At 63.6% G+C, this 23,048-nt stretch carries 2 protein-coding genes; both read right to left on the bottom strand.

What is annotated here, in order from left to right; translation table 11 throughout:
* Positions 1-77 precede the first annotated feature (77 nt).
* The gene (locus AAEZ03_RS03750) at positions 78-11,858 is read right to left on the bottom strand and encodes a non-ribosomal peptide synthetase (RefSeq protein WP_350576162.1); all 11,781 of its coding nucleotides are present in this window, start codon (positions 11,856-11,858) and stop codon (positions 78-80) included.
* Positions 11,858-22,927, bottom strand: a complete 11,070-nt coding sequence (locus AAEZ03_RS03745) for a non-ribosomal peptide synthase/polyketide synthase (RefSeq protein WP_350576159.1) — start codon at positions 22,925-22,927, stop codon at positions 11,858-11,860. Before AAEZ03_RS03745 ends, AAEZ03_RS03750 begins: the two co-directional genes overlap by 1 nt.
* Positions 22,928-23,048 lie beyond the last annotated feature (121 nt).

The following is a 23,048-nucleotide window of genomic DNA, read 5'->3' as shown; positions in this document are numbered from 1 at the left end:
CAAGCTCGCTCCTACAGGGTCTTTAAAATCAATCACTTAGTTAATATTTGATAACGATTTTTTTGCTCCGCGCCCGTTCAAGCCAAATCAAGCTGCACAGCCAGCAGATCATCCAGTTGCGCCAGCAATCGCGCATGGCGCAACAAGTCGTAATGACCGCCACTCAACACCTCATGGCTGGCGCCCGCGCCGATGTGTGCCGCGTGCACCCGGCGCTCGTCTTCACGGCCTGCCACCCACCAGTGGTGGGCCTGCACCCGCGTCTGCGGCAAGCCGCGCAGGGCCAACGCCAAGTGCTTGAGCCGTGCACCGACGGCGAAGATCTGGCTCAGTTCTGCCGCCCCCAACACGCCATGCTCATGGGTGGCCAGCGCTGCTTCAATCACCTGCTCGGCGCTGTGCTGTTCATCCGCCATCAGTCTCTGCGCCTCGGCCTGCGTCACGCCCAACACGAAACGCAAAAAGTCTTGTAGATCTTCACGTCCGTCACTGGCTTGCGCCGTACCCGCCACGTAGCTGTCGACCAATCCGGCAAACGCCACTTCCTGGCCCTGGGCCTCCAGCTCTTGCGCCACCAGCAAGGTCAACGCACCGCCCAGCGACCAGCCCAGCAGGTGATACGGGCCGTGGGCCTGCTGCTGGCGGATGTGCCCGGCGTAGGCCAGGGCCATGGCCTGTAAGGAGTCGTCCTGCCATGCCGGGTCCAGCAACATTCGGCACTGCACTCCATAGACGCTGCGGCGCCCGTCCAATTTACGGGCCAGCGGTTCATAGTCGAACACCGTGCCGAACCCCGCGTGCAGGCAGAACAACGGCGGCACGTCATGGACGCGACTGTTGAGCGCCAACAAGGGGTCAGGTGCAAGGGCCGCAATGTGCGGTTCATAACCGCTCAGTTGCGCGATGCAGGGCTTTTGCATCAGGTCGCGCAGTTTCAGGCTGAAGCCTAAATGCGCCTGATGACGGACCTGCGAGATGACTTTCAACACCTGCAACGAGTCGCCGCCCAGCTCAAAGAAGTTATCGTCGATACCGACTTGCTCCAGGCCCAGCACGTCTTGCCAGATCTGCACCAAGGCCTGTTCCAGCGCATTGCGCGGCGCGCGGTAATGGTCTTGGGCACGCTGGGGCTGCGGCAAGGCGCGGCGATCCAGTTTGCCGTTGGCCGACAACGGCAACCGTGCCAGTTGCACGATCTGCGACGGCACCATGTAGTCCGGCAGTTGCGCCTGGAGTTGCTCTTTCACCTCGCGCTCAAGGCCCTGACCGGGCGCGGCAACCACATAGCCCACCAACTGCTTGCCGGTCACACCTTCGAAGACGTTGACCGCCGCGTCCTGCACCCCCTCGCATTGACGCAGGCGCGCCTCGATCTCGCCCAGTTCGATGCGGAAACCGCGAATCTTCACTTGCTGGTCCAGACGGCCCAGGTAGTCGACTATGCCGTCTTCGCGCTGGCGCACCAGATCACCGGTGCGGTACATGCGCCCGCCTTTGGCATCGAACGGGTCCGGCACAAAGCGCTCGGCACTCAAGCCGGGCTGGTGATGGTAACCACGTGCCAGGCACTCCCCGCCCAGGTACAACTCGCCACTGACGCCCACCGGCAACGGGTTCATGTCCGCATCCAGCACGTACACACCGCGCCCGGCCACGCTGCGGCCAATCGGTGCGTAGGCGGCGCCACACTGCTGCGTCACCTCGGCGCGCCACAGCAGCGGCGTGACCACTGTTTCTGTCGGTCCGTAGCCATTGACCAGACGCTGCGGTTGCAAGGCGCGCTTAACCATTTCAAAGCTGGCATCCGGCACTGCATCGCCGCCAAAGCAGTAGGTGTGCACCGCTGGCGGCGGCCCTTGGGTCAGCGCCACTTCGGCCAGCTGTTGCAGATAAGCCGGCGGGAAGCACGCCACATTGACCTGCTGCTCATGCAGCACCTGCAAGGTCTGCTCGGGGGTCCACAGGTGGTCGCCACGAATCACCAGGCTGCCACCGGCCAACAGCACGCTGAGCCAACGCTCTTGTGCACCGTCGAACGCGAACGACATAAAGTGCAATTCACGGCTCGCCGGGCTCAGTTCATACAGCTCGATAATCCCTTGGCAATGCCGCGCAATCGGCTCGCGGGCCACCGCCACGCCTTTGGGCTGGCCGGTGGAGCCCGAGGTGTAGATCAAATACGCCAAGTGCCCGGCCAATGGCTGCACGGGGTGCGGCGTGCCTTGAACGTCTGCCAGTGTGTCCAGCGCCAGTCGTGCCAGGGCCGGATCAAACGCCACCCGCTGATCGACGTCGCTGCGGCACAGCAACAGGCTCGCGCCTGAGTCCGCCAACATAAAGGCCAGACGCTCAGCCGGGTAATCCAGGTCCAGCGGCAGGTACGCTGCCCCCGCCTTGAGCACCGCCAAAAACGCCACGACAGTGTGCTCTGAACGCGGCAGGGCCACGGCCACCACCTGCTCCGGGCCGATGCCTCGGGCCTGCAACTCGCACGCCAGCCCATTGGCTTGACGCTCAAGCTCGGCATAGCTCAGTTCGCGGCCGTCACAGCTCAGAGCCCTGGCCTGCGGCTGGCGCAACACCTGCTGGCTAAAGCCCTGCACCAGATCAGTCACCGGCAGAGCGGGTTGCGCCGGTTCAATACAGGCGTTGGGCATGCCGATATCACCGATCAAACGCTCGGCGTCTTGCGGCAACTGTGCCAGCAACCCTTCCAGTTGCGCACGAATGCGCTCGACCTCAGGCGCACTGAAGCGCTCGCGCAGGTACAGGTATTCCACCTCCAGCCCTTGCTCGCTGGCGCTGACCATCAAGTCCATCGGGAAGTTGGTCACCCCGCCGCTGCCGACTTCGGCAAAGCGCAGCTCGCCGTCCTGCTCGCCGCGCAAGGCGCGGTCTACCGGGTGGTTCTCAAACACGATGATGCTGTCGAACAACCCCTGCCCGCCTTGCCCGGCCCAGCGCTGAATATCTGCCAGCGGCGTGTGTTCAAAGTCGCGGACCGACAGGTTGTAGTCCTGCACCTGACGCAACCAATCGCCCAGCGCCTGCTGCGGGTCGAGGGTCTGGATCACCGGTAAGGTGTTGATAAACAGCCCGAGCATGTCCTGCGCCCCGGCCAATTGCGTCGGTCGCCCGGCCACGGTGGCGCCAAAGGCCACGCTGCGCTGCCCGGTGTGACGCTGCAAGAGCAACAGCCAGGCCCCCTGAATCAATGTGTTAAGGGTGACGCGCTGGGCATTGGCAAAGCGATGCAGACGCTGGGTCGCCGCGCTGTCCAGATAGCTGTACAACACGCCATGCCCGCTGCCTTGAGTATTTGCGGCCTTGGCCAAAATGCTCGGTGCGTCCAGCGCTTGCAGGCGCTCGCGCCAGAAGTGTTCAGCCAGCGAGGCGTCCTGGCGCTGTAACCAACTGATGTAGTCGGCATAACGCCCGGTCAGCGCTGGCAACGACTGCCCGGCGTACACGCGGAGCATCTCACCGAGCAGGCGCGAGGCGCTCCAGCCGTCGAGCAGCAAGTGGTGGTAAGTCCAGATCATTTGCACCCGGGACTCGCCCAGATGCACCAGGGTGAAGCGCATCAACGGTGGGCAGTTGAGGTCAAAGCCACGGGCCTGTTCATCCGCGGCCAGCGCCTGCAAGGCGGCTTCGGGCGCGGCATGATCGCGCCAGTCCAGCTCGACAATCGGCAGTTCGGCATGCCGATACACCGCTTGCATCGGCTCGGCCACGCCGTCACGCCAGCGGAACGCAGCGCGCAGCACCTCATGGCGTTCGAGCAAGGTTTGCCAGGCGGCGCGAAAACGCTCTACCTGCAACCCTTCAACCGCCACGCTCAACTGGTTGACGTACAGATTAAGCTCGGGCGACTCGATGCAATGGAACAGCATGCCCTGCTGCATCAGCGACAACGGGTAAACATCGTCCAGCTCATTGCGATCAATCGGCAGCGTGCCGGGCGCAAGGGCAAACGCCGGAGTGTTGAGGGTTTCAAGTCGTTGCGGCTCGGCAGTCTGCGCCATTGCCGCCAACGCACGGATGGTTTGTGCGGTGAACAACTGCTTGGGGGTAAAGGCCAGCCCACGGGCCCCGGCACGGCTCACCGCTTGCAACGAGATGATCGAATCACCGCCCAGCTCGAAGAAGTTCTCGGTGACGCCAATCGCCTCCAGCCCCAGCAACTCCTGCCAGATCTCAACCAGCAACACCTCGGCCGGAGTGCCTGGCGCGACACGTTCAGTCACCTCCCGGCAGGCCTGCGGTGACGGCAGCGCCTGCCGGTCCAGCTTGCCGTTGGGGGTCAGCGGCAACGCCGCCAGGCACAGCACATGGGCGGGCAGCATGTGCGCGGGTAAACGGCTGCGCAGATGATCGACCAACGCTTGGCGCAACGCCGCCTCGTCGGCCAGCGGGTCACGGGCCACCACATAGCCCACCAACTGACGGCTGAGCGGGCCTTCGCGGTCCACCACCCAGGCTTCGCGCACGCCATCGTGCTCCAGCAAGCAGGCTTCAATTTCGCCCAGCTCGATGCGGAACCCGCGAATCTTCACTTGCTGGTCAATCCGCCCCAGGTACTCGACCACACCGTCTTCGCGCAGCCGCGCCAGGTCGCCACTGCGATACAGCCGCGCGCCCGGTACAAACGGGTCGGGCACAAAGCGTTCGGCGGTCAGGGCCGGGCGCCGGTGATAACCGCGGGCAATGCCTTCGCCGCCCAAATACAGCTCACCCGCCACACCCACTGGCAGCGGCTGCATGCTGGCATCCAGCACATAGGCGCTGCGCTCACCCACCGGGCGCCCGATCGGCAAGAAGGCCGAGTCAAAATGGGTGTCCGGGTAAGCGCACCAGATCAACGGCGTGATCACCGTTTCGGTCGGGCCGTAGCCGTTGATGATGCGCGGCGGCTGCAACACGCGCTGCACTTCATCAAAGGCGTGCTTGGGCATGCCCTCACCGCCCACGGTATAGGAGCGTATCGGCAGCGTGCGCCCGGCTTCGCCAATGTAATCGGCCATTTGCAGCAAATAGCTCGGGGTAAAACAGGCGATGGTGATGCCGTGCCGCTCGATCTCTTCGCAGGTACGCTGCGCGCTCCAAACCTCATCGTCACGGGGCATCAACGCCGAGCCGAACACCAGCGGGGTCAGCCAGCGCTCGTGGGCACCGTCAAAACTGATCGAAGCAAATTGCAGCTCGCGGTCGTCCGGGGTCATGCCGTACAGCGCGCCAATGGCCAGGCAATGCATGGCCAACGGGCCGTGGGCCACGCTCACGCCTTTGGGCCGCCCGGTCGAACCCGAGGTGTAAATCAGGTACGCGAGGTTCTGTGCAGTGACCAGGTTGACCGGGTTGCTGGTCGGCAAGTAGCTGACGTCTTCACGGTCGAGTTCCAGCACCGGCAGGCCGTCGATCTGCGGCAACTGCTTGCGCAACCACGACTGGCTCAGCAGCAAAGCAATGCCGCTGTCCTGCATCAAGTAACCCAAGCGCTCTGGCGGGTACGCCGGGTCCAGCGGCACATACGCGCCCCCGGCCTTGAGAATCGCCAGCAAGCCGATAATCATCTGCGGCGAACGTTCTACCGCCAGCCCCACCCGCACTTCGGGGCCGATCCCCAGTTCACGCAGGCGATGGGCCAAACGGTTGGCGCGTTGGTTGAGTTCGGCGTAGGTGAACGTGCTGCTGTCAAAGATCAGCGCCGTGGCGTCAGGGCGTAGCGCCGCCTGGGCGGCGATTAACTGATGCACACTCTGCTCGGTCGCGGCTTTGGGTGGCGGGTTCCACTCGCGCAATTGCCAGGTGTGCTCGGCAGCACTTAGCAACGGTAATTCACCCAACGCAGACAACGGCGCCGCCACCATGGCGTGCAGCAGGCACGCCAAGTGCTCGCTCATCCGGGCAATGGCCGCCGGGTCAAAATGGCTGCACAAGAAGCTCCAGGTCAGGCTCAACTGGCCTTCACTGACCGCCGCCAGCGTCAGCGGGTAGTTGGTGCGCTCATGGTTGGCCGGTACGGCAAAGCTCAAGCCCTCTGGCGCGCCCTGCTGCAAGGCCGCGCCGATGGGGAAGTTTTCAAACACCAGCAAACTGTCGAACAGCGGCTCACCGGCACGCCCGGCCCAACGCTGCACATCGCTCAGCGCGGTAAATTCATGCTCGCGCAGCTCCAGGTTATGCGCCTGCAAGCGGCTCAACCACTGCGCCACACTTTCAGCCGCCTGTGGCTGAGTGATCACCGCCAAGGTGTTGATAAACAACCCGAGCTGGTTTTCTGCACCCGGCAGATCCACCGGGCGCCCGGACACAGTGGCGCCAAACACTACGGTCTGCTGACCGCTATAACGCTGCAACAACACCGCCCAAGCGCCCTGCACCAAGGTGTTGAGGGTGATGCTGTGCTGGCGGGCAAAGGCATTGAAAGCCTCGCTGCTCGGCCCATCGAATACCTGCCGATGATCCGCGTACTCGCTGCTGCCTGAGCCACCGTGCGCCAGGCTTTGTGCCAACAGCGTCGGATTGTCCAGGGTCGCCAGTTGCGCACGCCAAAAGGCTTCATCGGCCTGGGCATCCTGCCCTTGCAGCCAGCCGATGTAGTCGGCAAAGCGGCCCTGGTGAGTGGCCACCTCAACCCCGGCATAACGCTGCAACACCTCACCCAGCAGCAAGGCATTGCTCCAGCCATCCAGCAGTAAATGGTGATGGGTGTAGATCAGTTGCTGGCGCTGCTCATCGAGACGCACCAAGGCCAGACGCAGCAGCGGTGGCTGGGCTGGATCAAACTGCAAACGCTCGCTGCGCGCCAGCAACTCCAGCTCGGCGGTTTGCTCGGCGCGGCCGCGCCAGTCGAGCACGGTTAGCGGCAACTCCAGCGCCCGCTGCACCACCTGCACCGGCTCACTGGCGCCCTGGGGCCAATGGAAACCACTGCGCAAAATCGGGTGTGCATCCAGCGTCGCCTGCCACGCCTGCGCCAAGCGGGTGGCGTCCAGCCCGCTCGCCGCGACGCTGAGCTGGTTGACGTAAGCGCCGGCCTGGGGCTCGTACAGGCTGTGAAACAGCAAACCGCGCTGCATCGGTGACAACGGGTACAGGTCTTCTATCTGCCGTGGCGGCACGGGCAGTTGGTCAAGTTGCGCCTGGGTCAGGTTGGCCAGCGCGAAGTCCGCCGGGGTCACGCCGCTGTGCTGCGGGTTGAGGCAATGCTCAATCAGCGCCTGCAACTGGGCCTTAAGGCTTGAGGCTAGGGCCTCGATATCCGCCGTGTCGAAGCATTCCTGGCTGAAGCTCAGGTCCAGCTTCAATTCACCGCCATACACCTGGCCATCAACTGACAACCAGTTGGCCAACGGCGAATCCAGGCTCTGCGCGGCGCCGCTGGCCGCTTGAGCCGGGACGAATAACCCGTCGTCGTTGAAGCTCTGATCAAACTGGCCCAGGTAGTTGAACGTCACCCGTGCCTGCGGCAAGGCCGCGAGGCTGGCTTGGGTCTGGGCATCGCCCTGGTAGCGCAACAGCCCAAAGCCCAGGCCCTTGCCCGGTACCTCACGCAGTTGCTGCTTGATCGCTTTGATCGACTCGGCCATGCCCACGGCAGGGGTCAACTTGACAGGGAACAGGCTGGTGAACCAGCCCACAGTGCGGGTCAGGTCGATGCCCGCAAACAGTTCTTCACGGCCGTGGCCTTCCAGCTGGATCAAGGCCGTCGAATCGCCGGTCCAGTCGCACAGGGCGCGGGCCAACGCGGTCAGCAGCAGGTCATTGATCTGCGTGCGATAGGCCGCAGGCGCCTGTTGCAGCAAGTGCCGGGTCTGCGCCCGGTCCAGGCCCAGGCTCACCACCTGGCGATGACGCAACGCCTGGCTGGCCTCCGTGCGGGCATGGGGCAACCGGGCGCTGGCGCCTTGCAACTGCTGCAACCAGCTGTCACGTTGAGCCATCAATGCCGGGCTTTGCGCATAGGCCGACAACTGCCGGGCCCAGTCTTGCAAGGCGCTGGTTTTTTCTGCCAGGGCTTGCCCGGCGTAGGCCGCCTGCAAGTCTTCAAGCAACACCCGCCACGACACGCCGTCCACCACCAGGTGGTGAATCACCAGCAACAAACGCTGCGCGCCTTGCTCGTGGTCGATCAACACCGCGCGCAGCAGCGGCCCGTCGTGCAGCGATAAACTGCGCTGCGCCTCGTCGCACAAGGCTTGTAACGCCTCGCTGCTGTGCACTTGGGCGGTCCACAGCAGATCGGTGGCCGCGCTGCTGTCCAGCGGCACATAGCGCGCTGTCCATTCCCCGGCCTGCTCGCGGAACTGCAAACGCAACGCGTCGTGTTGGGCCAACACCTGCTGCACGGCGGTTTGCAGGCGCAGCAAGTCCAGCGGCTCGCGCACGTCCAGCAGCACCGACTGGTTCCAGTGCTGGGGCTGCTCGGTTTGATTGGCAAAGAACCACTGCTGCACCGGGGTTAGTGTTTGCGTACCCACCACCGGCCCTTGAGGGATGTGCGCGACCTGTAGCGGGCTAGCCACAGCGGCCAGCGCCTGCAAGGTCGGTTGTTGAAACAGGTCACGCGGCTGCAAGCGCAACCCGGCACGCCGTGCCCGGCTGACCACCTGAATCGAGATGATCGAGTCGCCGCCCAGCTCAAAGAAGTTGTCCTGACGGCCGACCTGCTCAAGCCCCAGCACGGCTTGCCAAATCGCTGCTAACTGGCGCTCGTTGTCGCTGCGTGGTGCCTCGAAAACCCGCTGGCTGACGCTGGCCTGCGGCGCCGGCAACAACTTGCGTTCCAGCTTGCCATTGGGGCTCAGCGGCATGCGCTCGATCAACAGCAACTGCGTCGGCACCATGTAATCGGGCAGGCTCAGCAGTACATGGGCTTTCAGGGTGTCACGCCAGGCGGCTTGCGCCTCGGGCTGTTCCAGCAGCGCCACGTCGCTGGGCACCAGATACGCCACCAACTGGCTGTCCAGCGCCAGTACCACGGCTTCCTGAACCTGCGGGTGTTCTTGCAGGCGCGCTTCGATCTCGCCCAGCTCGATGCGCAGGCCGCGAATTTTCACCTGATGGTCGATCCGGCCGCAGTACTCGATAGCACCGTCAGCGCGATAACGCGCCAGGTCGCCAGTGCGGTACAGCCGTTCGCCACTGCCAAACGGGTCGACCACAAAGCGCTCGGCCGTCAATGCCGGGCGCGCATGGTAGCCCCGGGCCAAACCCGCGCCCGCCAAGTACAACTCGCCAATGGCACCGGTCGGCAAGGGCAACAGTTCCGGGCTGAGGACGTAGGTACGCAGGTTGGCAATCGGTCGCCCGATCGGCACGCTGTCGCGCTGTTCTTCAAGGCACGTCCAGTGGGTTACGTCGATGGCCGCTTCGGTAGGCCCGTACAAGTTGTACAACGCCGCTTGGGGCAGGTTACTCATTGTCTGGCGTTGCAAGGCAATCGGCAGCGCCTCGCCGCTGCACACAATCCGCCGCAGCGAGCAGCACTGCGCGGCCTCGTCGCTGTTGATGAAGGCTTGCAGCATCGACGGCACAAAATGCAGGGTGGTAATCCCCTGCTCGACGATCAGTTGCGCCAGTTGCTGCGGGTCGCGGTGCGCACCGGGGGCGGCGACCACCAGGGTCGCGCCATGCATCAGCGGCCAGAAAAACTCCCACACCGACACGTCAAAACTGAACGGGGTTTTCTGCAAGACCCGGTCGGCAGCGCTCAGGCCATAAGCTTGTTGCATCCATGCCAGCCGGTTGTACAACGCGCCATGGCTGTTGCCTGCGCCTTTGGGGCGGCCGGTGGAGCCCGAGGTGTAGATCACATAGGCCAGATTCTCGGGATGCGCCAGGTTAGTCAGGTTTTCAGCGCACTCATGAACGTTTGAAAGATCGCGAGGCAAGCTCGCTCCTACAGTGGGATCCAGGATCATGACGGGGATGTGCGGCGGCAACGCCGTCTGCACGTGCGCCTGGGTCAGCAGCAAACTGATACCGCTGTCTTCAAACATGTAGGCGAGGCGTTCAGCCGGGTATTCAGGGTCGAGCGGCACGTAAGCGCCCCCGGCCTTGAGAATCGCCAGCAAGCCAATCACCAGCTCCAGCGAACGCTCGCACGCCACGCCCACGCGCACTTCCGGGCCCACTCCGCTCTCGCGCAACTGATGCGCCAGACGGTTGGCCCGCAGATTGAGTTCGCGATAACTCAATGACTGCCCGGCAAACACCAGCGCACAAGCATCCGGTGTGGCCGCCGCTTGCGCTTCGATGTGCTGGTGCACGCAGGCGGGGCCGGGATAGTGCTGCTGCGTGGCATTCAGGCCATACAGCGTGGCCTCTATTTCATGGGCAGCGAGCATCGGCAGCTCGCTGATCGCGCACTCAGGATTCGCCACCACACCAGCCAGCAGGGTGCGCCAATGCGCGGCCATGGCTTCGATGCGCGGGGCATCAAACAGGTCGGTGGCATAAGTCAGGCTGGCCAGCAGGTGCTCGCCTTCTTCATGGGTATCGAGTTGTAGATCAAACTGAGCAGTGCGGCCCTGCCATTCCAGGCTCTCGACCTGCAAACCGGCGAGCATCCCGCGCAGTGCGCCGGGGCGGCTTTGCTGGTGGTTGAACATCACTTGAAACAAGGGGCTGTGGCTCAGGCTGCGCTCCCCCTGCAAGGCATTGACCAGCCGTTCGAAGGGCACGTCCTGATAACCCTGGGCATCCAGTGCGCGGTCACGGGTCTGGCTTAGCAATTGGCTGAACGGCATGCGCCCGTCCAGCTCGGCCCGCAGCACCTGGGTATTGACGAAAAAACCGATCAGGCCACGGGTTTCCGCGCGTGTGCGGTTGGCCACCGGCACACCGATACGCAGATCCTGCTGGCCGCTGTAGCGGTGCAGCAGCACCTGAAAACTGGCCAGCAAGAGCATAAACGGCGTCACCCCGCGCTGCCTGGCCAGGCTCAGCAGGCCTTTGGCCAACTCGGCTGGCAGCGCGAAATCCAGTCGCGCACCTTGCTGGCTTGGCTGCACAGGGCGTGAGCGGTCACTGGGCAACTCCAGCACCGGTTGCTCGCTGCCCAGTTGCCCGCGCCACCAGTCCAGTTGCCGCTCCAGCTCCCCGGCCTCCATCCAGCGCCGTTGCCACAGGGCGTAGTCGGCGTACTGAATCGCCAGTTCTGGCAACTCTAGGGTTTGGCCTTGGGCATGGGCGGCATATAACTGCGAGAACTCATCGATCAGCACGCCCATCGACCAACCATCAGCCACGATGTGGTGCAAGGTCAGCACCAGCACATGATCCTGCGCGTCCAGTTGCAACAGGCTCACCCGCAGCAACGGCCCGTGTTGCAGATCGAACGGTTGCGCGATGTCTTGCTCAACCTGGCGCAGCGCCAGGTTCAGGCGTTCGGATTGCGGCTGATCGCGCAGGTCGTGGCGGGTCAACAGCATTGCTGAATCTGTGGGAGCGGGCTTGCTCGCGATAGCATCACCGCTGTTGTCCAGAAACTCCGCGTTGCCTGCATCGCGAGCAAGCCCGCTCCCACAGACAAAGACCCTACGCAAACTGTGATGGCGCTCCAGCAGAGCGTCAAAACTGTGCTGCAACGCCGCCACATTCAGCTCGCCGCGCAAACGCAAGGCGGCCGGGATGTGGTACGCGGCGCTTTGCGGGTCGAGCTGCCACAAAAACCATTGCCGTTGCTGGGCATAGGACAGCGCGCAAGGTGCGTCTGGCGATGCGGTCTGCGGGATCGGCAACTGGCCGAAACTGACGCCCTGCTCTTGCATCTTGTGCAAGAACTCTCGGCGCTGCTGCGGTGCAAGGCTGGCGAAGCGGTTGGCAATACGCCAGGCGGTAGAGTGTTCCATCAGTTGATCTCCATCTCGTCGAGCAGCGACTCAAGTGCGCTCAGACGAACATCGTTATCCGCAGGCGTTTGGGCCTGTACCAGAGCGGCATAGGCGTGCAGGTCGGGGGTTTCGAACAGCGCGCGCAGCGCCACTTCAAGGCCCAGTTCCAGTTCGACCCGGGCGTTGGCCTGGGCTGCGAGCAGCGAGTGCCCGCCCAATTCAAAGAAGTTGTCGTGGCGCCCTACCCGCTCGACCTCCAGCACCTGGGCCCAGATCGTTGCCAGTCTGGTTTCCAGGTCGCCCACCGGGGCGCTGTAAGGGCGCTGCCAGTGCTCGGCGTCAGGCAATGGCAACGCCTTGCGATCGAGCTTGCCGTTACCGGTCAGCGGCAGGGCTTCCAGCAGCAGCCAGTGGCTCGGGACCATGTAATCAGGCAACTCGACCTTGAGCGCGGTGCGCAAATGCTCGCGCCACGCCAACGGATCGATTGGCGTCTGCTCGGCCACCACATAGGCGCAGAGCTGGCCCTGATGCACGCTCAGCACCGCATCGCTGACGCCCACTTGCTGTTTAAGGCACGTTTCGATTTCGCCCAGCTCGATACGGAACCCGCGAATCTTCACTTGCTGGTCGATCCGCCCCAGGTAGTCGAAGTTGCCGTCAGCGCGCTGGCGGGCCAGGTCGCCGCTGCGGTACAGGCGCACGCCCGGCGCAAAAGGGCTGGGCACAAAACGCTCGGCGGTGAGCCCGGCGCGACCGTGGTAGCCACGGGCCAGACCGGCCCCGGCGATGTACAACTCACCGGCGCAGCCTGGTGCCACGGGTTGCAACTGGCTGTCGAGCAAATACCAGCTGAGGTCGCGGATGGGCCCGCCAATCGGACTTTGTACCTTGGCATCGAGGTCCTGCGCGCTCAGGGCGCGCCAAGTCACGTGCACCGTGGTTTCGGTGATGCCGTACATGTTGACCAGCGTGGTGGGCGCATCGCCAAAGCGCGCGTACCACGGGCGCAAGCTCCCCACATCAAGGGCTTCGCCACCAAAGATCACCCAGCGCAAGGCCAGGGTTTGCGGGCTGTTGCAGGCAATGGGCAGCAATTGCCGGAACGCCGTCGGGGTCTGGTTGAGCACCGTGACTTGCTCATCGCAGAGCAACTGATGGAACGCCTGCGGCTCACGGCTGATGAAGTACGGCACGATCACCAGACGCCCGCCGGTGCACAGCGCGCCGAACATCTCCCATACCGAGAAATCGAACGCATAGGAATGGAACAGCGTCCACACATCACTCGGACCAAAGGCAAACTCATCGGCGGTGGCGCTGAGCAAACGGCCGACGTTGGCATGGCTCAGCAACGCCCCTTTCGGGCGCCCGGTTGAGCCCGAGGTGTAGATCACATACGCCAGATTGTCGGGCTGGGTCAGGTTGAGCAGATTGTCGGCGCTGAACGCCTCCCACTGCACATGCTCCAGACATAGGGCCTGCACGCCGACCCGCGGCGGCAGGTTTTCCAGCAGGTGTTCCTGGGTCAGCAATAACTGAATGCCGCTGTCTTCGATCATGTAGCTCAGGCGCTCGGCGGGGTATTGCGGGTCGAGTGGCACATACGCGCCCCCGGCCTTGAGAATCGCCAGCACCCCGACCACCAGCGCCACGGCCCGCTCAGTGGCAATGCCGACCCGCACTTCCGGGCCGACACCGCGTTCGCGCAACTTGCGGGCCAGGCGATTGGCCTGGGCGTTGAGCGCTGCATAGGTCAGCGAATCTTCCCCACAGCGCAGCGCCAGGGCATGCGGCTGCAAGGCGGCCTGCGCCTCGAACAGTTGGTGCAGGGTTGGCCCGGCAGGCTGCACCTCAACCTGCGGGTTCCATTGCGTCAGCAATGTCTGTTGCTCGTCCGGACCCAGCATGGCCAATTCAGCGATACGTTGCTGCGGCGCCTGCGCCACCGCGCGCAGCAGGTTCAGCCAGTGCCCGGCCAAGCGCTCAATGGTCGCGGCGTCATACACATCGCAGGCGTAGGTCAAGCTGGCGTACACGTGCTCGCCCTGTTCTTCGGTGTCCAGCGCCAGATCGAACTGCGCCGTGCGCTGCTGCCAGTCCATGCGCTCAATGCTCAGGCCCGACAGTTGCCGCTCGACGCTCTCGCCGATCTGCCGCTGATGGTTGAACACCACTTGAAACAGCGGGCTGTGCCTCAGGCTGCGCTGCGGCTGCAACGCGTCCACCAGTTGCTCGAACGGCAGGTCTTGATGCGCTTGCGCCCACAGGGCGTTGCGCTTGACCTGTTGCAACAGGCTGGCAAACGTTTGCTGACCGTCGATCTCGCTGCGCAGCACCTGGGTGTTGATAAAGAAACCGATCAAGCCTTCGGTTTCGAGTTGTCCACGCCCGGCATTCGGCACCCCGACATTGATCGCCGACTGACCGCTGTAGCGATGCAACAAGGTTTGATAACTGGCCAGCAGCAGCATAAACAGCGTGACATTGTGCTGTTGCGCCAACTCCCGTAGTGCACCCGCCAATACCGGTTCAATGACTACCTCCACTCGCGCCCCCCGCTCACTGCGGATCGCCGGGCGAACCAGCTCGCTGGGCAGTTCAAGTGGCGCATGCTGGCTGCCGAGTTGCTCACGCCAGGCGTTCAACTGGCGCTCGCCCTCGCCGGCTTGCAACCCGTCGCGCTGCCAGGCGGCGTAATCGGCGTAGCTCACGGCCAAGGGCGGCAGCTCATGGCCCAGGTACAACTGACTGAATTCATCGACCATCACCTGCATCGACCAACCGTCAGCCGCAATGTGATGCACGGTCAATACCAGCACGTGCTCATCGGCCGCCACCTTGAGCAGCAACACGCGCAGCAACGGCCCCGTGCGCAGGTCGAAGGGCTGACGCATTTCTTCGGCCACTTGGGCGTCAATCTGCGCGGCTGATGGCTGGTCGAGGGTCAATTCACGCAGCGCCAGCGGCAAATGTGCGTGCAGCACGCCACGGGCCTGGTCACCGTCCTGAACAAAGGTGGTGCGCAAGGTTTCGTGGCGTTGTTGCAGGGCGTTGAAGCTGCGCAGCAAGGCCTCGCGATCGAGTGAGCCTTTAAGCCGCAGCGCCGCCGGAATGTTGTACGCGGCGCTGTGCGGGTCGAGCTGCCAGAGCAGCCACTGGCGCTGCTGCGCATACGACAACACGCCGGGCTGGCCGGGCGCACGCGGGCGCAATGGCGGTTGACTGAGGGTTTGCGGCTGTGAGGCGCAACGGGCAGCGAAATCGCGGAGCACGCTGCTTTCAAACAGGCTGCTCAGCGCCAGTTCGGTACCCAGTTGCTGGCGCACCCGCGACACCACTTGCGCCACCAGCAGCGAATGGCCGCCCAGTTCAAAGAAGTTGTCGTCGCGGCTGACCGCCTCAAGTTTGAGCACCTCTTGCCAGATCGCGGCTATACGGCTTTCGATCCCGGCGTGGGGCGCAATCACCTCGCGCTGCCAGTCAGCCGCTTGGGCCTGGGGCAGCGCCTTGCGGTCGACCTTGCCGTTGGCATTGAGTGGCAAACTCTGCAATTGAACCCAGTGCAGCGGCACCATGTAGTCCGGCAGTTGCGCCTTGAGCGCAGCCTTCAAGGTCTCGCGCCATTCGCTCCAGGCATTCGCTTCATCGTCGGCCACCACAAAGGCCACCAGTGCCTTGCCGGTCGGACTGTCCTGCACGACCACGGCGGCTTCACGCACGCCAGACAAATCACGCAGACGCGACTCTATTTCGCCCAGTTCGATACGGAAGCCGCGCACTTTGACTTGCTGGTCGATACGGCCCACGTACTCCAGTTGGCCGTCCGGGCGCCGCCGGGCCAGGTCGCCGGTGCGGTACAAACGCTCCCCCGCCCTGGCGGCGTAAGGGTCAGGCAAAAAGACCGCCGCGCTGCGCAGCGGGTCGGCAAAATACCCACGGCCCACGCCCGTACCGGCCACGTACAACTCACCGACCACACCGGTTGGCACCGGCTGCAAGTCGCCATCCAGCACATACAAACGGTTGTTGTCGGTGGCCAGGCCAATCGGCAAATACGCGCCTTGGGCCGACGCCGCGTCAACACGGAACAGCGCCACGTCGTCCGAGCATTCCGCCGGGCCGTAGGCGTTGACCAGACCGATCTGCGGGTAACGCTGCAACCAGCGACGCGCCAGCTCTGGGGGCATGGCTTCGCCGGTGGGCAGCATCCAGCGCAGCGCAGCCAGCGAACCCTCGGGCTCGTCGAGCAGGCTCTGGATCAGCGACGGTACGCTTTCGAGCACGGTGATCCCGCGTGCGGCCACATGCGCCAGCAAGGCGGCCGGATCATGGGCGATAGCGTTAGGCACTATGTCGACTTGCGCGCCAAACAACGGCGCCGCGAGGAACTGCCACACCGAAATATCAAAACTCTGCGACGCCGTCTGGGCGATCACGTCCGCCGCACTCAGGTGCAGATACGGTTGTTTGCTCAGTTGGTTATTCAGCATCCCGGCCTGCTCGACCATCACCCCTTTGGGCGTACCGGTGGAGCCCGAGGTGAATATCACATAGGCCAGGTTGTTGGACGCGGTGTAGATGCCCGGTGACGTGCTGCAATACCCGGCGCCTTGCACGTCCTCCCACACCAGCAAGGGCGGGCGCTGTGCCGGGCTGAGCAATGCCAGCACGCGCTCAGCCTGTTCACGGCACGCCGCACTGGCCACCAGCAACGGCACGCGCCCCAGTTGCAGCAACGCCAATAGCCGCTGGGTCGGCAAGTGCGGGTCGAGGGGTAAGTAGCCCGCCCCGGCCTTGAAGGTACCCAGCATCATGCCCAGCAGTTCGAGGCTGCGTTCGGCCAGCAAGGCCACAGGCTGGTCAACAGTGACGCCCGCCGCCAGCAACGCATGGCCCAGTCGGTTCGCCCGCTGATCCAGCGCCTGGTAGGTCCAGCGCTGGTCAAGGCACGTGGCAACCACCTGCTCCGGGTGCGCCGCCAGCTGCGCTTCAAACAGCCGTACATAACCCTGCGCCAACGGGTAATCGCGAGCGGTCTGGTTGCCCGCCTGTAACAACTGCGCACGTTCGCCAGCCTCCACCAACGGCAGGTCGGCAACGTTGCCTTCGGCGTGCTCGCCAATCGCCAACAACAAGCGCTTGAAGTCCGCCAGCAAACGCTCAACCGTGGCCTCATCAAAAAAGCGTTTGTCGTAGGACAGGTGCAAGCCCAGCGCATCGCCGGGGTACACCACCACGGTCATCGGGTAGTTGGTGTGAGTGCGCGCGCTGTCGGACTTGGCGCTGATCTGCTCGGCGCCGCTGACCACCGCGCTTTCCACCGGGGCGTTTTCATAGACAAACAAGCTGTCGAAAATGGGCTGGCCTTTGTCCAGCGCACTGCACGCCTGAATGCTCAACAGCGGCAAATGCTCGTGTTCACGCAGCGCCAGATTGTGCGCAAACACCCCTTGCAGCCACTCGCGCACGCTGACCCGCTGCCCTGCCTGCGGCAAACGCATGCGCAGCGGGATGCTGTTGATGAACAGGCCAACGGTGTCTTGCATTTCCGGGCGATTGACCGGACGCCCGGCCACGGTGACGCCAAACAGTACTTCTTCGAGCCCGCTGTAGCGCTGCAACACCAGCGCCCAGGCGGCTTGGGTCAGGGTGTTGACGGTCACGTGGTAACGCTGGGCCAGTTCGCGCAAGGCGCGGCCCTGGCTGACCTCCAGGTCGGCATAGCAATCACCGATCTGCGAGAACCCGCCCTGACGGCGCACGGCACGGTCAAAGGGCAATGGCGTCGGCTGTTCAAACCCGGCCAGTTCAGCGCTCCAGGCCTGCAGAGCCTCGCGCTCGCCCTGGGCTTGCAGCCATTCAATAAAGTCGCGATACCGCGCCGCGGGCGGCAGGCTGCGCTGGCCGCTGTACAGGGCAAAGAAGTCTTGCAGCAACAGCGAGCGGCACCAGGCATCAATCAGGATGTGGTGGTTGCTGAGGATGAACCAGTAATGCCCGGCGCTGCGACGGATCAGGCGCAGGCTGAAAGGCGGCGAGTTGAGCAGGTCAAAACCTTGGGCCCGGTCTTCGGCCAGCAACGTTTGCAACGCCGCTTCGTGTTCGCCCTCGGGGCGATCCATCCAGTCGTGCACTTGCACGTTGGGTGCAGCATCGCGGTGGATGATTTGCAGCATCTGGCCGTCATCGTCGAGGCTGAACGAAGCGCGCAACGCGTCATGACGCTGCACCACCGCGTGCCAGGCTGCGGTAAAGCGTGGCAGGTCGATTTCGCTGTCGATGATGTAACGGTCTTGCATGTAGTAAATGCCCGAGCCGGGCTCGAGCAAGGTGTGCACCAGCAAGCCCTGCTGCATCGGCGACAGCGGGTAGATGTCTTCGATGGCACTGGCCGCAACCTTGAGGGCGTCCAGTTGCGCCTGGGTCAGTTGCGCCAGCGGGAAGTCCGACGGGGTCATGCCGCCTTGCTCGCTGTTTACGCAATGGGCAATCAGCGCCGTCAATTCGCCCCGATAATCGTCCGCCAGTGCCTGCACGGTGGCGTCATCAAACATTTCGTGGCTGTAGGTCCATTGCAGGTTGAGCTCGCCGCCATACACCTGCCCTTCAATGCTCAGCCAGTTGGCCAGCGGTGCGTTTTCGTCCTGGGCCAGCCCGGCGCTTTCAGTGGCCGGGGCAAACATTGCGGTGTCATCGAACTGGCGATCAAACTGGCCCAAGTAGTTGAAGGTAATGCGCGGCGTCGCCAGGCTGGCCAGTTGTTCAGCCACGTCCTCGCCTGCCAGATAGCGCAGCAGGCCATAGCCCACGCCTTTGTCCGGCACGCTGCGCAGTTGCTCCTTGATCGACTTGATCGAGTCACCCAGATCCGCACTTGGGGTCAGTTGCACCGGGAACAGGCTGGTAAACCAGCCCACAGTGCGTGACAGGTCGAGGTCGGCAAACAGGTCTTCGCGACCATGGCCTTCCAGTTGGATCAAGCTGCTGGGCTGGCCGCTCCAGCGGCAAATAACCCGCGCCAACGCGCTCAGCAGCAGGTCGTTGACCTGTGTGCGATAGGTGGCGGGGGCGACTTGTAGCAACTGGCGGGTCAATTCTGCGTCGAGGGTCAGGCCCAAGATGCGGGCATGGCGGTTTTGCAAGCCGGCATCAGGACGGTCACACGGCAACTCGCTGGACGCGCCGGCCAGTTGGCGCTGCCACAGCGCCAGTTCCCCGACCCGCGCCTGTGCCTCATCGGCCAAGCGGGCGGTCCAGGCCTGATAGGCGCTGGTTTTGGCCTGCGCCGCCTGCACCGGTTGGGTGTAGAACTGCTGCAAGTCTTCGAGCAGCACCCGCCACGACACGCCGTCCACCACCAGGTGGTGAATCACCAGCAACAGGCGCTGGCTGTGATCGGCCATGTCCACCAGCAACGCCCGCAGCAACGGGCCGTTGTGCAAGTCCAGGCTGCATTGGGTCTGTTCGCACAGGGTTTTGAGTTCGTCAGTTGACGCGGCCTGACGCTGCCACAGCAGAGGCTCGTTCGGCAGCTCGGCATAGGCTTGCTGCCATTGGCCGTGGTGCTGAACAAAGCGCAAACGCAGCGCATCGTGATGGCTCACCAGCGTGTTCAGCGCCTGCTCCAGCAACCCGGCATCCACCGGCTGGCGCGGGTGCAGCAGCAATGACTGGTTCCAGTGCTGGCGCTGGGGCATGTCCAGGCTGAAAAACCACTGCTGCACCGGCGCCAGCGCCACCGCGCCCGTGGCCAGCCCTTGATCAACAAGGGTCTCGGTGCTCAGCGCGGCAATCCGGGCCAGGCTGCGGATGGTTTGATGCTGGAACAGGTCGCGGGGGCTGAAAGCGATCCCGGCCTGACGGGCACGGCTGACCACTTGGATCGAGATGATCGAGTCGCCGCCCAGGGCAAAAAAGTTGTCGTCGACACCGATCTGCGCCACGCCCAGTACCTGTTGCCAGATCTCGGCCAGGCGCTGTTCCAGCTCAGAGGCCGGTGCGACGTAGCCTTGCTGCACGGTGCTGATGTCCGGGCGCGGCAAGGCTTTACGATCGAGCTTGCCGTTGGGCGACAACGGCAAACGCTCAAGGCTGACCCAGTGGTTGGGCACCATGTAGTCCGGCAAACCGAGTTGCAGTTGGTTGGCCAATTCCGTTTGCCAAGCGTCGGCAGGCGCCTGCGCGTGCAGCACCACGTAGGCCACCAGTTGCTTGCCGTCGAGCACCTGCACCACGGCTTCGCGCACGGACGGCTGCTCGGCCAGACGCGCCTCGATTTCCCCCAGTTCAATGCGCAGCCCGCGCAGTTTGACCTGATGATCAAGCCGGCCCAGGTATTCAATGACCCCGTCAACCCGCTGGCGCACCCAATCGCCAGTGCGGTACAGGCGCTCGCCCTGATTAAACGGGCACGGCACAAAACGCTCTGCTGTCAGCCCTGGGCGCCGGTGGTAGCTGCGCGCCAGCCCGGCCCCGCCCAGATACAACTCTCCGGCCACGCCCAAGGCTACGGGCGAGAGGTTGGCATCCAGCACCAGCGTGCGCAGGTTGGCGATGGGCAAGCCAATCGGCACGCTGGCCGCACCCTCATCGATGCAGGTCCAGTGCGTTACGTCGATGGCCGCTTCGGTCGGGCCATACAGGTTGTACAGCTCGGCAGCGGGCAGTTTGAGGAACACCTGCTGCTGGGCATCAACCGGCAACGCTTCCCCGCTGCAGACAATCCGCCGTAGGCTGGTGCACTGTTCGACGCCCACCTCATGAATAAACGCCTGCAACATCGACGGCACAAAATGCAGCGTGCTGATCTGCTGCTGGCGAATGGTTTCGATCAGGCGCAGCGGCTCGCGGTGTTCCCCCGGTTGCGCCACCACCAGACGTGCGCCGGTGAGCAGCGGCCAGAAAAACTCCCACACCGACACGTCAAAACTGAACGGAGTCTTTTGCAGCACCGCATCGTCGGCCGTCAGGCGATAAGCCTGCTGCATCCAGCTCAGGCGGTTGACCAACGCGGCATGGGTGTTACCCGCGCCCTTGGGCTTGCCGGTAGAGCCGGAGGTGTAGATCACATAGGCCAGGTTTTGCGGCTGAGTCAGATCAACCAGATTCTCTGTACTGTAGGCGCGAGCTTGCCTCGCGACCTGTTGGTCGCTCAAAAGATCGCGAGACAAGCTCGCTCCTACAGTGAGATCAAGGCGCATGACCGGGATGTGTTGTGGCAATGCGGTCTGCAAATGCTCCTGCGTCAGCAATAACTGGATCCCGCTGTCGTCGATCATGTAGCTCAAACGTTCGGCCGGGTACTCCGGGTCGAGCGGCACATAGGCGCCGCCCGCCTTGAGAATCGCCAGCAGGCCGATCACCATTTCTACTGAACGCTCAACGGCAATTCCCACCAGCACATCCGGGCCGACACCCCGTTCACGCAACTCATGGGCCAGTTGGTTGGCGCGGGCATTGAGCTGCGCATAGCTCAGGGTCTGCGCGCCAAACACCAGCGCCGTGGCATCGGGGGTGCGCTCAACCTGGGCTTCAATCAACACGTGCAGGCTGGTGTGGGTCGGGTATTGAGCGTGGGTGCGGTTCCAGTCGTGCACTCGGGTCTGTATTTCACTGGCGTCGAGCATCGGCAAGTCACCGATCCGCCGTTCGGGGTGGTCCACCAGCGCTCGCAGCAGGTTGCACCAGTGCCGTGCCATACGGCTGATGGTGGCGCCGTCAAACAGGTCATTGGCATAGGTCAATGCCGCGTGCAGACGGCCAGATTTCTCGTAGGTGTCCAGGCTCAAGTCAAACTGCGTGGTGCGCCCTTCCCACTCAATCAGGCCCAGTGTGAGCCCCGAAGCCGTTTTGATCGCTTCAATGTCGGCCACTTGCGGCTGATGGTTGTACATCACTTGAAACAGCGGGTTGTGGCTCAGGTTGCGCTCAAGCTTGAGGGCTTCTACCAATTGCTCGAACGGCAGTTCCTGATGGGCTTGAGCACCGAGAGCGGTCTCTTTGACCGCGGCCAGCAACTCGGCCACGGTGGTGTCTGCCGTCAGTTGGGTGCGCAGTACCTGGGTGTTCACAAAGAAGCCGATCAACCCTTCGACTTCACGGCGGTTGCGGTTGGCAATCGGCACGCCCACGCGCAGATCGTTTTGCCCGCTGTAGCGCTGCAACAAGATGTTGAACGCGCCCAACAGCAGCATGAACAGCGTGACCGTGTGCTGTTGCGCCAAGGCCCTCAACTGCTCAACCAGCTCCGGGGCCACCGCGAACTCATGGCGCGTGCCGCGATAGCTGGGCACGGCCGGGCGCGGGTAGTCGTTGGGCAAGGTGATGACCGGGTGCTCATCACCCAGCTTGGCCTGCCAGTACGCCAGTTGCCGCGTTTGCTCACCGGCCTCCAGCCAGCGGCGTTGCCACAGGGCGTAGTCGCTGTACTGGATGGCCAATTCAGGCAACTGCGGCGCCTCGTTACGCGCAAAAGCATCGTAACTGCGGATAAATTCGTCGATCAGCACGTTCATCGACCAGCCATCGGAGACGATGTGGTGCAAGGTCAGCAGCAACACATGCTCGTCAGCGCCAAGCTTGAGCAGCTTGATCCGCAGCAGCGGGCCATTGGCCAGATCGAAAGGTTGCAGCGACTGCTGCTGCGCCTCAGCGGCCACTGCCTGTTCGCGCTCAATGGCCGGCAACAGGGTGAAATCCACATGCTCGACAGTGATCAGCGCCAGGCGCTCGACTTGCTCCAGGCTGTCGTCAGGGTTCTGCCGGAACACCGTGCGCAGGGTCTGGTGACGCTGCACCACGCCAGCGAAGGCCTGCTCCAGCGCACTGAGGTTCAGCGCGCCGCTCAGGCGCACGGCACCGGGCAAGTTGTAGGCGCCGCTGTGCGGGTCCAGTTGCCACAAGAACCACATGCGCCGCTGTGCGTAGGACAACGCCTGTCGATCCGCCTGAGGCACATCGGCAGGAATCGGAAACTGCGAAAAGTCGATCCCTTCCGCACGCAAACCGTCGAGGAATAACCGGCGTTTTTCAAGCGGCAATTCGATGAACCGGCGGGCAAGTTTGAGGGACTTCTCAGCATTCATCTGACTTCTTCCGTACACGTTGGCAATCGAGCTTTGGCTCGGCTATCCCTACGGAACGGATGAAGCGGGGGGAAAATTAAAAGGCCCGCGAGCTTGACACATGCCCTGTGGGAGCCGGGCT

It is taken from the genome of Pseudomonas sp. HY2-MNA-CIBAN-0224, assembly GCF_040310285.1.
Lineage (GTDB): Bacteria > Pseudomonadota > Gammaproteobacteria > Pseudomonadales > Pseudomonadaceae > Aquipseudomonas > Aquipseudomonas helleri.
The sequence above is the reverse complement of the archived record's forward strand: the minus strand, read 5'-3'. Positions and strand labels throughout refer to the sequence as shown.